The organism is Streptomyces sp. NPDC093064 (genome assembly GCF_044754605.1).
Taxonomy (GTDB): domain Bacteria; phylum Actinomycetota; class Actinomycetes; order Streptomycetales; family Streptomycetaceae; genus Streptomyces.
Map to the genome: position 1 here is coordinate 128,145 of NZ_JBIVPK010000012.1, position 13,275 is coordinate 141,419.

At 72.1% G+C, this 13,275-nt stretch carries 12 protein-coding genes and 1 pseudogene; 6 read left to right on the plus strand and 7 right to left on the minus strand.

The features are described 5' to 3' along the window. The first annotated feature begins 253 nt into the window (after window positions 1–253). Window positions 254–1,591: a 6-phospho-beta-glucosidase gene (locus ACIQFZ_RS17150; RefSeq protein ID WP_402691565.1), complete on the plus strand. Its 1,338-nt coding sequence runs from the start codon at window positions 254–256 to the stop codon at window positions 1,589–1,591. Between the two features lie 281 nt (window positions 1,592–1,872). Here the strand turns inward: ACIQFZ_RS17150 and ACIQFZ_RS17155 are convergent, their stop codons facing one another. Together ACIQFZ_RS17155 and ACIQFZ_RS17160 are read right to left on the minus strand one after the other, a co-directional pair. Continuing rightward, window positions 1,873–3,558 (minus strand): carbohydrate binding domain-containing protein, encoded by a 1,686-nt coding sequence (locus ACIQFZ_RS17155; protein WP_402691566.1) that lies wholly within the window; start codon window positions 3,556–3,558, stop codon window positions 1,873–1,875. Window positions 3,559–3,715: 157 nt separating this feature from the next. Next, a complete protein-coding gene (locus tag ACIQFZ_RS17160) occupies window positions 3,716–4,807 on the minus strand; it encodes an ATP-grasp domain-containing protein (protein ID WP_402691609.1) in 1,092 nt (363 codons plus the stop codon). A 271-nt stretch (window positions 4,808–5,078) separates the two neighbouring features. Between ACIQFZ_RS17160 and ACIQFZ_RS17165 the strand changes: the two genes are divergently transcribed. Next, window positions 5,079–5,939, plus strand: a complete 861-nt coding sequence (locus tag ACIQFZ_RS17165) for a metallophosphoesterase family protein (protein ID WP_402691567.1) — start codon at window positions 5,079–5,081, stop codon at window positions 5,937–5,939. After that, window positions 5,936–6,616, plus strand: coding sequence for a 4'-phosphopantetheinyl transferase (locus ACIQFZ_RS17170; RefSeq protein ID WP_383056861.1), 681 nt, complete (start codon window positions 5,936–5,938; stop codon window positions 6,614–6,616). The genes ACIQFZ_RS17165 and ACIQFZ_RS17170 overlap by 4 nt, the downstream gene beginning before the upstream one ends. 4 nt (window positions 6,617–6,620) lie before the next feature. On the opposite strand, the gene ACIQFZ_RS17175 is transcribed toward ACIQFZ_RS17170, so the two are convergent. From ACIQFZ_RS17175 to ACIQFZ_RS17185, 3 genes and pseudogenes are all read right to left on the minus strand, one after another. Next, window positions 6,621–6,848 carry a hypothetical protein gene (locus tag ACIQFZ_RS17175; RefSeq protein WP_402691568.1) on the minus strand — a complete coding sequence of 76 codons (228 nt, stop codon included), beginning with the start codon at window positions 6,846–6,848 and terminating at the stop codon, window positions 6,621–6,623. A gap of 190 nt (window positions 6,849–7,038) precedes the next feature. After that, window positions 7,039–7,628, minus strand: a pseudogene (locus ACIQFZ_RS17180) (toxin-antitoxin system, toxin component). A gap of 2 nt (window positions 7,629–7,630) precedes the next feature. Beyond that, on the minus strand, window positions 7,631–8,284 hold the full coding sequence (locus ACIQFZ_RS17185) for a helix-turn-helix domain-containing protein (protein WP_402691569.1): 654 nt from the start codon (window positions 8,282–8,284) through the stop codon (window positions 7,631–7,633). Window positions 8,285–8,510: 226 nt separating this feature from the next. On the opposite strand from ACIQFZ_RS17185, the gene ACIQFZ_RS17190 reads away from it, so the two are divergent. Next, complete coding sequence (locus ACIQFZ_RS17190; RefSeq protein ID WP_365775228.1) at window positions 8,511–9,182, plus strand: hypothetical protein; 672 nt, start codon at window positions 8,511–8,513, stop codon at window positions 9,180–9,182. 109 nt (window positions 9,183–9,291) lie between these two features. Here ACIQFZ_RS17190 and ACIQFZ_RS17195 read toward each other — a convergent pair whose 3' ends face one another. Both ACIQFZ_RS17195 and ACIQFZ_RS17200 read right to left on the minus strand, forming a co-directional pair. Beyond that, on the minus strand, window positions 9,292–10,068 hold the full coding sequence (locus ACIQFZ_RS17195; protein WP_402691570.1) for a cache domain-containing protein: 777 nt from the start codon (window positions 10,066–10,068) through the stop codon (window positions 9,292–9,294). A gap of 42 nt (window positions 10,069–10,110) precedes the next feature. Next, window positions 10,111–10,845, minus strand: coding sequence for a GntR family transcriptional regulator (locus ACIQFZ_RS17200; protein WP_365418786.1), 735 nt, complete (start codon window positions 10,843–10,845; stop codon window positions 10,111–10,113). 158 nt (window positions 10,846–11,003) lie between these two features. On the opposite strand from ACIQFZ_RS17200, the gene ACIQFZ_RS17205 reads away from it, so the two are divergent. Together ACIQFZ_RS17205 and ACIQFZ_RS17210 are read left to right on the plus strand one after the other, a co-directional pair. Continuing rightward, window positions 11,004–12,041, plus strand: a complete 1,038-nt coding sequence (locus ACIQFZ_RS17205; RefSeq protein WP_365418723.1) for an ABC transporter ATP-binding protein — start codon at window positions 11,004–11,006, stop codon at window positions 12,039–12,041. A 31-nt stretch (window positions 12,042–12,072) separates the two neighbouring features. Further along, window positions 12,073–13,272: an ABC transporter substrate-binding protein gene (locus tag ACIQFZ_RS17210; protein ID WP_376651184.1), complete on the plus strand. Its 1,200-nt coding sequence runs from the start codon at window positions 12,073–12,075 to the stop codon at window positions 13,270–13,272. Window positions 13,273–13,275: the final 3 nt, after the last annotated feature.

A 13,275-nucleotide genomic window follows, 5' to 3' on the forward strand; every position in this document is an offset into this window, starting at 1 on the left:
CTCTCGGGTACGGAGTGGGGGTGCTCGGATGCCTTGCTCCAACACGTACGGGGAGGTCGTGAGAGCGCTCTCAATCGTGTTTGCGCGGCCAATGTGCCCCCGGGCTCCGCCACCGTCAAGAGTTGAAACAGAGAAAGTCCTTGCGCGGAACGGGAGTTCAAGGCTTCACCACAACAGAACGGACGTCCGACGTGTCCCTGGCCCGCGTCACCGGCCCCCGGCGCGGGGGCGGACGTGGACGTAGGGTGCAGGCGTGAGGCTGACGATTCTGGGCGGCGGCGGATTCCGCGTGCCGCTGGTGTACGGGGCACTGCTCGCCGACCGTGCCGAGGGCCGGGTCACCGAGGTCGTCCTGCACGACCTGGACGCCGGACGGCTGTCCGCGGTCACCAGGGTGCTGGCCGAACAGGCCGCCGGGGCACCGGACGCGCCGGTGGTGCGGGCCACCACCGACCTGGACGAGGCCCTGCGCGGCGCCGACTTCGTGTTCTCCGCCATCCGCGTCGGCGGCCTGGAGGGGCGCGCGGACGACGAGCGGGTGGCGCTCGCCGAGGGCGTGCTCGGCCAGGAGACGGTGGGCGCGGGCGGCATCGCCTACGGACTGCGCACGGTACCCGTCGCCGTCGGGATCGCCCGGCGGGTGGCCCGGCTGGCACCCGACGCCTGGGTCATCAACTTCACCAACCCGGCCGGACTGGTCACCGAGGCCATGTCCCGTCACCTCGGCGACCGGGTGATCGGCATCTGCGACTCGCCGGTCGGCCTCGGCCGGCGCATCGCCCGGGTGCTGGGCGCGGACCCCGGGCGGGCGTGGATCGACTACGCCGGCCTCAACCACCTCGGCTGGGTGCGCGGACTGCGCGTGGACGGCCGCGACGAACTCCCGCGCCTGCTCGCCGACCCCGAACTGCTCGGCTCCTTCGAGGAGGGCAGGCTCTTCGGCGCCGAATGGCTCCGGTCGCTGGGCGCGATCCCCAACGAGTACCTGCACTACTACTACTTCAACCGCGAGGCCGTACAGGCCCACCAGGGGCCCGGGAAGACCCGCGGCGCCTTCCTGCGCGACCAGCAGGCCCGGTTCTACGAGGAGTTGCGGGATCCGCAGGCCGCCGCCCTCCCGGCCTGGAACCGCACCCGCGCCGAGCGCGAGGCCACCTACATGGCGGAGAACCGCGAGGCGGCGGGGGCGGGGGAGCGGGAAGCCGACGACCTCTCCGGCGGCTACGAGAAGGTCGCCCTCGCCCTGATGCGGGCCATCGCCCGCGACGAGCGCACCACGCTGATCCTCAACGTCCGCAACCGGGACACCCTTTCGGCGCTGGACGCCGAGGCCGTCGTCGAGGTGCCCTGCCTGGTCGACGCGAACGGCGCCCACCCGGTTTCGGTCGGCCCGCTGCCCGGGCACGCGACCGGGCTGGTCTGCGCGGTCAAGGCGGTCGAGCGGGAGGTGCTCGCCGCGGCGGGGACGGGCTCCCGTGCGACGGCCGTGAAGGCCTTCGCGCTGCACCCGCTGGTCGACTCCGTGAACGTCGCCCGCCGGCTCGTCGACGGCTACCTCGCCGTCCATCCCGGCCTGGCGTATCTCAGGTAGTCCGCCGGGCCGGCCGGTCGCTCCCCCGTACGGCGACCGACCGCCCCGACCCCCCGTCCCCCGTTTCCCCCGTGGTCCCCCGTGGTCCCCCGTCTTCCCCGTTCCCCCACCCTTGAGAGTCGCTGGTCCGGGCCCTGATACACCCCCGGCGGAAAAAAACCGGAAGAAGTTGCGGACGAAGTCCCGGAAGCGGTCCCGGAAGAAGCCCGAAGAGGGCGTCCCCCCAGGTCCGGGGACCCGGGGGGACGTCAACGGCGTGCGGTATGCGACTGGTTGTGGGCTCAGCCGGTGAAGCCCGCCGTAATCGAGGTGAACTGCCAGTTGTTCTGGCTGATGCCGGAGCAGTTCTCCGCCACGCCGCCGCCCGGGCAGGGCCGGTCGCGGTTGACCGACCAGAAGGCGAGCCGTGCGATGTGGTGGCCGTTGGCCCAGTCCCGTACCTGGGTCCAGATCGCCGGGGTCGTGTTCTCCTGCTGGTCGGACAGGCCGTTCATGCCGGAGATGCCGATGTGGGAGTAGGCGGTGGCGTCGTCCCAGCCGAAGGTCGACTTCAGCTTGGCCTTCAGGCCCTCGGCCGCGTTCACGGTGTTGCCGTACATGTCCGCGCCGCCGCCGAAGTCGAACGGCATGATGGTGAAGACGTCGATGTCCGCGTTCAGCGACTTGGCCTGCTCGATGAGCCGGTTGCCGTAGTAGGTCGGGCCGGTCGTCGAGGTGCCGAAGGTGACGATCGTCTTGAGACCGGGGTTGTTGGCCTTGACCGTCTTGAGTGCGGTGAGGATCTTGGCCTGCACGGCCTCGTTCTCGAACTCGTCCGAGTTCTCGACGTCCATGTCGACCGCCTTCAGGCCGTAGGCGTCGATCACCTTCTGGATCGCCCCGGCGAGCGCGCTCGCGGAGGAGCAGTTGGCCCCGAGCTTGCTGCCGCTCCAGCCGCCGAACGAGGGGACGACGTCACCGCCCGCCGAGCGGATCTGGTTGATGGCGGTCTGGTCGACGCCGCCGGTCAGCGGCCGCTGGCTGTCCCAGGACGGGGTGCAGCCGCCCGAGTCGAGCACGAACGCCATCGTGAACCACTTGATGCCGGTCGTGCTCATCACCGAGGTCGCGCTCGGTGGGCTGCCCCAGCCCTCGTACAGGTACGGAGCCGCCTGCTTGAAGCCGCCGCCACCGCCGCCGCTGCCCGCGTCGGTGGTGACCGTGACGGAGTTGGAGGCGCCGGAGACGTTCCCGGCGGCGTCGCGCGCCTTGACCGTGAAGGTGTAGGAGGTGCTCGGCGACAGGCCGCTCACCGTGGCGGACGTACCGGAGACGCTCAGCACCTGGCCGGCGCCGCTGTAGACGTCGTACGCCGTGACGCCGACGTTGTCCGTGGCGGCGTTCCACTTCAGCGACACGCTGGAGGACGTCTTGCCGGTGGAGGTCAGGCCCGCCGGCGCGGTGGGCGCCTGGGTGTCGCCGCCGCCACCGCCGGGGCCGTCCAGGCTGATGTCGTCGGCGTAGTAGGTGCCCTGCGCGTACCAGCCGTGGACGTAGACGGTCGCGCTGGTCTGGCCGGCGCCGGTGGTGAAGGAGACCGACAACTGGCTGTACGCCGACGGGGACGAGGTCCAGGTCGAGGCGCCGCCGTCGACGCCGAGGTAGACATAGGAGCCGCGCACCCAGCCGCTCAGCTTGTACGTCGTGTTGGGCTGGACCGGGACGGTCTGGGTGCACTGGGCGTTGTCGCTCGACGTCACCGCGCCGGCGAGGGCCTTGGAGCCGCCGTGCACGGGGGAGGAGACCACCGAACCGAGGTTGCCGGTGCAGGTCCAGGGGGAGAGGCCGCCCGACTCGAAGCCGGGGTTGTTCAGGATGTTGGCCGCGTGGGCCGTGCCCGGCAGGGCGATGGCCCCGGCGAGCGCCAGGGCCGCGGAGCCGAGCAGGGCGAGGAACCGACGTCCGGGACGTCTCAATGTGTCGCGCACGCTATCTCCCTGAAGATATGGGGGTGTTCGGGAGGCACAGAGGTGCAGAGAGGTGCAGGGCGGGCCGTGCAGGAGGTGCGCAACCAAGTTGGTATGGACCAATCCGGGTGTCAAGACATGACGCCGTGATTGGTCCCTACCGATCCCGGAGGGGCCGCTACGCCGGGGCCCCCGTGCGGGCCACGGTCGCTTGTGCGGGCATCTCGCTCCGCGGCCGGACCATCGCCTCCGGCCGCAGCGGACGCGGCCCCGACACCACCGTGTAGTCCTGCCCGAGGAACGGCGGCGCCACCACCCCCTGATCCTCACCGAGCGCCAACTGCACGGCGGCCCACGGGGCGTTGACCCCGCACTGCGCGAGCTGGTGCAGTCCGCCCGCCGGGCGCGGGTTCACATCCAGCAGTACCGGGCGGTCGCCGTACATCCGGAACTGGATGTTGGACAGATAGTGCAGCCCGAAGCCCTCCGCGATCCGCCGGGCGGGCTCCAGCCACTGCTCGTGCAGCGTGAAGCCGCGGCGGCGGCCGTTCTTGGTGCGCCCCACGGCCAGCCGGATCCGGTTGTCCGGCCCGGTCAGGCAGTCGACCGACACCTCCGGCTGCTCCAGCCGGGGCATCACCAGCCAGTCCACCGGACCGTCCGCCTGCTCCAGGGCCCGCAGGACCAGGTCCAGCGGGACGTGCGGGCCGGGGAAGCCGCTCAGCTGCCTCAGTGAGAAGGGCGCGCGCGTGATGACGCGGAAGCCGACGCCGCCCGCACCTGCCGCGGGCTTGAAGCACGCCAGATGCCCGGACTCCTCCAACGCTGTTACCGCGGTCACGAGTTCGCAGGCCGTGCGGACCCGCCACCACGGCGGCACCGGTACGCCGATCGACCGGGCCGCCTCGTACGCCGTCGCCTTGTCCGCGAAGACGGCCACCGCCTCCGGCGTCGGCGCGAGCAGCGCGGTGCCCGCGGCCGCGAAGTCGGCGCGGTGCGCCACGATCGCGGCCTGGTTCAGCCGCGGCACGAACACGTCGATGCCGCGCCGCGCGCACTGGTCCAGCGCGTACTCGACGTAGGCGGCGGGGGACAGGCCCTCCGGTTCGAGCTCCGCGGTGTCGGCGGCGGCCAGCACGGGCGAGTCGGCGTCGCCGTGCGTGGCATGGATCTCGACGGTCCGGTCGCCGGGATTTCTCCGCAGCTGATCCATGAAGAAGACGTTCTCCGCGTACGTGCGGTTGAGCCAGACGCGTACGCGGGAGACCATGCGGGCCGCCTTTCGGGGGGTCGCGGGCAGGGCGAAGTGGGCCGAGCCCGGCCAGAGGGGAAGGAGGGACACCAAGCCGCCCTGCGCGAAAGGGAGTTGAGGCGGCGGTGTTGGGGTGATCATACGACTTCCGCAGACCGGGTCGTGCCACACGGAGGCACCGCCCGACCCCCTGTGGCGCAACGTCCACGACCGCCGCGGGCCGCGCTTGTCTCCGTGCCGCCGGATGTGCTCTTGTGGTGCCCATGATGTGGGCGACAGGGGGCGAGAGGTGACGGGGAAGGCCGGTGAGGCCGGGCGGCTGCTCGCCATCAGCGACCTGCACATCGGCTACAGCGAGAACCGCGCCCTGGTCGAGCGGATGGCCCCGGAACGGGAGGACGACTGGCTGCTCGTGGCCGGCGACGTCGCGGAGACCGTCGCCGACATCCGCTGGGCCCTGAAGACACTGGCGGGCCGGTTCCGCAAGGTGGTCTGGGTCCCCGGCAACCACGAGCTGTGGACCCATCCGCGCGACACCGTCACCCTGCGTGGCGTCGCCCGCTACGAGCACCTGGTCGAGCTGTGCCGCGAACTGGGCGTGACGACGCCCGAGGACCCCTACCCGGTCTGGGACGGGCCGGGCGGCCCGGTGGCCGTGGCACCGCTGTTCCTGCTCTACGACTACTCCTTCCTGCCGGCCGGCTGCGCGACCAAGGACGAGGGACTGGCCTACGCGCACGGCACGGGCGTGGTCTGCTCGGACGAGTTCCTGCTGCATCCGGACCCGTATCCGACTCGCGAGGCCTGGTGCGCGGCCCGAGTCGCCGAGACCGAACGCAGACTCGCCGCACTCCCCGGCGACCTGCCGACCGTGCTCGTCAACCACTACCCGCTCCACCGGCACCCGACGGACGTCCTGTGGTACCCGGAGTTCGCCATGTGGTGCGGCACCCGGCGCACCGCCGACTGGCACCGCAGATTCCGCGCGGCCGCCGTGGTCTACGGCCACCTCCACATTCCGCGGACCACCCACCACGAGGGCGTCCGCTTCGAGGAGGTGTCGGTCGGGTACCCCCGAGAGTGGCGCAAGCGCAAGGACCCCCCGGGCAGGCTGCGCCCCATTCTTCCCCTGGAGGTCGGAACCCGGTGATCGAGGAGTTGCTGCCGGACTCGGTGGTGGCCGTGGAGGCGTACGGCGACGACGAGACCGACCTGGCCCCGCTGCACCCCGAGGAGCAGGCGGCGGTGGCGCGGGCGGTCGGCAAGCGCCGGCGCGAGTTCGCCGGCGTGCGCGCCTGCGCCCGCGTCGCCATGGAGAAGCTCGGCGTGCCGCCGCGGCCCGTGCTGCCCGGCGAGCGGGGCGCCCCGCGCTGGCCGGAGGGGCTGGCGGGCAGCATGACCCACTGCGAGGGCTACCGCGCCGCCGCCCTGGTCCGCGCCACCGACCTGGCCTCCCTCGGCATCGACGCCGAACCGCACGCTCCGCTCCCCGAGGGCGTGCTGTCCACCATCGCCCTGCCCGCCGAGGCACGGCGTCTGGCGCGGTTGGCCGCGCTGCACCCCGGTGTGCACTGGGACCGGCTGCTGTTCAGCGCGAAGGAGTCCGTCTACAAGGCCTGGTTCCCGCTCACCGGCAAGTGGCTGGACTTCGAGGAGGCGGACGTCGAGGTGAGCACCGCCGCGGGCCCGGCGTCGCGCGGCGAATTCCGCGCCCGGCTCCTCGTCCCGGGCCCCCTGGTCGACGGACGGCGCCTCGGCCACTTCGAGGGGCGCTGGACCGTGCGTCAGGGCCTGGTGGTCACCGCGGTGACGGTCCCGCGCGCCTGAGGGGTCACGGCCCCGGGCACCAGCTGTGCAGAAGCCGGAAGAACGCCTCCTCGTTGCCCGTCAGGCCCGCCCGGGCCAGCGCCTGTTCCGCCTCGGCGAGCACGGAGGGCGGGACCACCGGTGGGCGGGCGCCGCCCGGAGGGCTGTCGAAGGCAGCGCGAACCGTGTGCAGGAGCCTGAGATAGGCCTGGACGGCGGTGCGTTCGTGGTCGGTCAGTACGACGGTGGGCATGGATCGCTCTCCCCGGTTTCGGCGTCACACGGTCGCGCGCCCGGTCGCCCGGACGGCGCACGGCGCCTCCGCACGGCGGTGGCGCGGCCTCCAGCTTGCCGCCCACCACTGACAATGCCCTCGCGCTCCGCGCCGGTTCGCCCACTCAGCTCAGGCGAATCAAACCCCGGGCGCCTCGGACATCTTGCCCCTACGGCCGGTTCCTGCCCGGGCCGTCCCCTTCCACCCGCCGCCCCAGGTAGCCGAGGGACGCCTCGATCCGCCCGGCCGGATGGTCGCGCCGCACCGGCCCGCGCAGGGACGAACCCGCGAGCCACGTACGGAACTTGCCGGCCGGCGGCAGACCGAAGCTCTTCGCCTCCTCCTCGGCGAGGGCGAACCGGCTGCGCGCGGCGGCATGGCGCACGGCCGCCCGGAGATCGGTGCCGTCGTCGAGCAGGCGTGTGGCGACCCCGGCACCGTCCTCGTGATGGCCGCGGTGCCCGGCCCGCATGTGCCGCAGCTCGTGGCCGAGGATCACCAACTGGTGGTCGGGGGCGGTGCGTTTCTCGACGAGGACCAGGTCCTGGTCGGTCATGTCGGGCCACAGCCCGCCGGCGGTTCCGGGCGGGAAGGCGGCCGTACGGAAGCGGACGGGCCGCCGCGGCGCCGGCTCATCGCCTCGCACAGCGCGGCGTACGGGCCGGCGGGCCGGGCCCGGGCCGGCAGTGTCACCTCGCCGACCGGATCGGCGCACAGCCGGCGCGTGTCCCTGCCGATGCGCACGCGTCTTTTCGGCATCACTACTCGGGCCGCTTGACGCTCTCCAGAAGCATGTCCAGCCACTCGGCGACCTTGTCGCGGTGCTGGTCGGTGGGCAGCTGCGCGGCCCGCCAGGCGATTCCGCGCACGCCGTGGTCCTGGAGCAGCCGCTCCAGCGGGTCGTCGGCGGCCGTCTCCGCCTCCCGCTCGCGGTCGGCGAGCCGCTGGAGGAGTTCCTGCTCGGTGTGCTGAAGGGCCCCCGCGAGCGCCTCGGGGTCCTCGGCGGTGAGGAATCCGGCGTGCACCCGGAAGAACCGCTGGATGGCGTCGCAGTGCTCCATGGTGGGGCGCCGGTCGCCGTTGATGAGGGCGCCCGCCTGCTGCCGCGACATGCTCGCGCCGTCGGCGATCTCCTGCTGGGTGTAGCGGCGCCCGTTGGGCTTGAGCCGGGTGCGGCGCAGCAGGCCGAGCCGTTGCAGGAAGCGGGCCTGCACGTCCGGCTCGCCCGCGGTCCGGCCGCTCAGCAGGGTTCTGACCACGGGCTCCGGCACGCCGCAGGCCGCGGACAGGCGGCCGACGTCGAAGACCTCCGCCTGGGGCACGTCGAGCCGGTCGGCCAGCGCGGTGACGCGTGCGACGACGGCCGGCAGCACGGCCGAGGCCGTGGCGCCCGGATCCTCGATGCCATCCGTCACCGACAGATCTCCTACGTCTCTCACAGGCTTCTCACAAAGGCGGGGTGCCGTGAACTTCCCGGAGAGTAACCGGTCGTTCGAACTCGCATCCAGGTCTCGCCACAACTGTGGCCAATTTCAGCCGTCAACCGGCATGGAATGCCACGATAGTTGACACGCCTCACGGAGGGGAAGCAGGATCAAGGCGCCGCGTGAAGGCCGCAGAGGCAAGAGGGGTGACCTCCCGATGGCACATCAGGCAGGAGGGCAGCGGCCGGCGCCGCGGGCCGTCCCCGTTCGTTCCGAGGCGCAGGCCTACCTCCGGGACTACACCACGTTCCTGGAGGCCGTCCCCTTCCCGTCCCTCGTCGTCGACCACGCCTGGGACGTGGTCCTGACCAACAGCGCTTTCACGTCACTCTTCCGTGGCGTCGGTCCGCACCCGACGGCCATGCCGGGCGACAACTTCCTCCGGTTCGTGCTGTTCCACCCGGACGCGGGCACGGTCCTCGGCGAGCACGAGTCCCGCTGGTGCCTGCCGATGCTGGCGCACTTCGCCGCCACGGTGGAGCGCAGTGGCCACGACCACGGACTTCAGGCCATCCTCCAGGACATCGCCGAGGACCCCATCATGGAGGCCGCGTACCGGCAGGGGCTGCCGCACTGGCTCCGCGCGGTCGGCGAGACGGCGGTCGTGTCCGACGGCTCGGTGCGTCCCCTGCTGCACCCGGACCCGCGCTGGGGCGCCACCGAGTGCCGCATCATCGAGGAGACCCCGGCGACCCTCCAGGACCTCGGCTACACCCGCCTCACCCTGGTCCTCCGCGAGGCCCGCCGTCCCGCGCCCGTGCGGCGCAGGACGGGGCGGGCCCGCCGTCCGGCCGGCCACCTGAGCGTGGTCTCGGCCCCGGAGGGCTGACCCGGCACCGTCGGCGTTCAGGTCGCCGACGGCGCCGGGCCGCTCCGGCCACGGGGGCGACCGGAGACGGTGAGCCCTCCGGGCGCCGGTCGTCGACATCCCGGCCCGGTCACGAGGGCCTGATCACCAGGATCAGGGGCACGCCTCGGCACGGCACCAGGTGGTTTCCGTCGTGGGTTCTGGGGTGGCCCCGTTCCAGAACCGCCGAGAAGTCCGGGCCCCTGGTCAGGGAGCCGGCCAGATGGGCCGGGTCGGCGGAGGCCGCCACGCGGCCGCGGGCGTTCACCAGGTGGGCGGGGCCGGGCAGTTCGCGCAGCAGTGGCAGTACGGCCGCCTCGAAGTGCCGTAGATACACATCGGCCGCGGCCACGCCCGCGAAACGGCCCGCCACCTGGACCGGCGCGGACAGGGTCAGGCTGTACTCGTCGGAGCACAAGTAGTCGACGTAGGGCCCGGCGACGGCCCGCCGCCCGGTGTCGCGGGGCAGGACGAACCAGTCCCAGTGGGTGTAGTCCGAGTACGCCGACTGCCGCGGATCCAGGTCGAGCAGCAGCGGCCGCACGTCCCCCCGCGCGGTGCACTGCCACCACTCCAGCCAGGCCGGCACGTCGGCCAGCAGCCCCGGCGCGGCGACGAAACCGGCCCCCGACACGAGTTCCTCGCGGCCCAGGCGCAGATGCAGCCCCGGCCGCAGCGCGGCGAGGTCGGCGCTCGCCGGTGCGCGGCCCTCGGCGACCACCCGCGCCAGCAGACCCGCCGTCTCGGCGCGGATCTCGGCGACCGCGTCGAAGACCGCCTCCAGCGTGCGGCCCACGCGCGCGGCGACACGTTCCCCGGCACACGCCTCGTGGGTCGTGGTCGCCGCCCCGGCACCTACGCGGCTCATGCTCATGGCGTCCTCCAGCGGACAGGGCCGGACGCCGTGTCGTCAGAGGCCCAGCCGCACGGCGATGAGTCGCGCCGCGGACTCCTGGACGCACCGCTCCGCCAGCGTACGGGCCGTATCACGGGCCCCATCCTGCACGGCGGAGACGACGGCGCGATGACGATCTGCGACTTCTTCACGATATTCGTCGTCGCCGAGCACCAGGCACAGCAGCGCACCGACCTCCGTCTGGAGCGCGATCTGCTCCCGGGTGAGCCGCGCGGACTGCGCGGCCGCCGCCAGTTCCACATGGAACCGGCCGTAGACCCGGCTGCGGGCCGCCGCGTCCTCGGCCGCCGCCAACTCCTCGACGGTACGCAGGAGCGGGCCCAGATCGCCGGACTCGGTGCGCTCGGCCGCCAGTCCGGCCGCCGCGCCCGACAGGGCGGCCCAGTGGTCGCTGAGGTCGCGCAGCTCCTCCGTGCTCCAGCCGCGCAGCCGGGTCTTCAGCCGTTCCTCGCCCGGAACTTCGGGCAGGGAGACAAAGCTGCCGCCGCCGCGCCCCCGCCGGGTGGTGACCAGACCCTGCTGCCGCAGCGCCATCAGCGCCTCCCGCAGGGTCACCGTGGACACACCGAGCTGCCCGGCCAGTTCGCTCTCGCCGGGCAGCTGCTCCCCCTCGGCGAGCAGCCCGAGTTCGATGGCGTCGCCGATCCTGCGCACCACCGCGTCCACCCGTGCCCGGCTCTCCACCGGCGCGAAGACGACTCTGCGGGGGCCGGCTTCACCCGCGTCCACCGTCCCGCGCGGGCTCCCGGCCCCGTTCTCGACGTGTCGCTGCTTCACGGCCACCACCTTGCCAGTTGACCCAAGTTTTACCCAGAGACGGTCTTGAGCTTTGAACTATGAGTTCATAGGTTTCCGCTCAACGTTCATGAGCGTCAGAAAGGTTCCGCATGAGGGGAGTTGCCGTCCGGCTGCAGGGTCTGCGCAGGACGTTCGGGGAGACGACCGCCGTGGACGGGGTCGACCTGGAGATCCGGGACGGGGAGTTCTTCTCCATGCTCGGCCCCTCCGGCTCGGGCAAGACCACGGTCCTGCGTCTGATCGCCGGCTTCGAGTCCCCGGACGTGGGCCGCGTGGAACTCGCCGGGCAGGAGGTCACCGGCCTCGCCCCCTTCGAACGGGACGTCCACACCGTCTTCCAGGACTACGCCCTCTTCCCGCACATGACCGTCGAGCAGAACGTCGCCTATGCCCTGAAGATCCGCAAGGTGCCCAAGGCCGAACGGCTCGTCCGCGCCCGCAAGGCCCTCGCCGAGGTGCGCCTCGAAGGCTACGGCGGACGCCGCCCGGCCGAACTCTCCGGCGGCCAGCGCCAGCGCGTCGCCCTCGCCCGCGCCCTGGTCGGCCGTCCCCGCGTGCTGCTGCTCGACGAGCCCCTCGGCGCCCTCGACCTCAAGCTGCGCGAGCAGATGCAGGTCGAACTCAAGGCGCTCCAGCGGGAGGTCGGCATCACCTTCGTGTTCGTCACCCACGACCAGGAGGAGGCCCTGACGATGAGCGACCGCATCGCCGTCTTCCACCAGGGCCGCGTCGAACAGGTCGGCACCCCCGCCGAGATCTACGAACGCCCGGCGACCCCCTTCGTGGCGTCCTTCGTCGGCAGCTCCAACCTCCTCGAGGGCGAGTCGGCCCGGCGGATCCTCGGCACCCCCGGAACGCACAGCATCCGGCCGGAGAAGATCCGCGTCCTGAAGGAGTCCGCCGTCGCCGACGAGCCCGAGCAGGCGACCGCCACGGGCACCGTCGCCGAGGTCGTCTACCTGGGCGACTCCACCCGCTTCCTGGTCGACCTCGACACCGGCGGCCGCCTCACCGCACTCCAGCAGAACCTGGAGACCTCCGCCGAGGACGTCGCCGCCTACCGCGGCACCCGGGTACGGCTGGCATGGCACCGCCGCCACGCCGTCCAGGTCCCCGACGCCCGCTGAGCACCGCACCCCCTCACCCATGGAGTACGTCGTGCGCCTGACCCGAACCCTCCAGACGGCCGCCGCCCTCACCCTGCTGCTCGCCGCCACCGCATGCGGCTCCTCCGACTCGGGGAGCGGCAACTCCGCGACCGGCCTCAACCCTCCCGACCTCAAGGCGCAGTCCGAACTCGGCAAGACCGAGGGCCGGGTCAACGTGATCGCCTGGGCCGGCTACGTCGAGGACGGCTCCAACGACCCGAAGGTCGACTGGGTCGGCGACTTCGAGAAGCAGACCGGCTGCCAGGTCCACTCCAAGGTCGCGGCCAGCTCCGACGAGATGGTCAAGCTGATGAAGACGGGGGAGTACGACACCGTGTCCGCCTCCGGCGACGCCTCCCTGCGCCTGATCGCCTCCGGCGACGCCGCCCCGGTCAACACCGACCTCGTGCCGAACTACAAGGACGTCTTCGACGACCTGAAGATGCAGGCCTGGAACTCCGTCAAGGGCAAGGCCTACGGCATCCCGCACGGCCGCGGCGCCAACCTGCTGATGTACAACACCGAGAAGGTGCGGCCCGCGCCCACCTCCTGGTCGGCCGTCTTCGACGACGCGGCCACGTACAAGGGCCACGTCACGGCCTACGACTCGCCCATCTACATCGCCGACGCCGCCCTGTATCTCAAGGCCACCAGGCCCGAGTTGAAGATCAAGGACCCGTACGCGCTCGACCAGAAGCAGTTCGACGCCGCCGTCGCCCTGCTGAAGAAGCAGAACGCCGACGTCGGAGAGTACTGGGGCGACTACCTCAAGGAGGTCTCCGCCTTCAAGAGCGGGGACTCCCTGGTCGGCACCACCTGGCAGGTGATCGTGAACCTCGCCGCCTCCGAGGGCGCCAAGGTCAAGGCGTTCGTGCCGAAGGAGGGCGCGACCGGCTGGTCCGACACCTGGATGATCTCCGCCAAGGCCAAGCACCCCAACTGCGCCTACAAGTGGCTGGACTGGATCGTCTCCCCGAAGGCCAACGCCCAGGTGGCCGAGTACTTCGGTGAGGCCCCCGCCAACGCCAAGGCCTGCGACCAGACCGGCGACAAGAACTTCTGCGCCACCTACCACGCGGCCGACACCGCCTACTGGAAGCGCGTCGCCTTCTGGAACACGCCGATCCCGCAGTGCCTGGACGGTCGTACGGACGTCAAGTGCGTCCCGTACGCCAAGTGGGTGCAGGCCTGGACCGAGATCAAGGGCTGAACC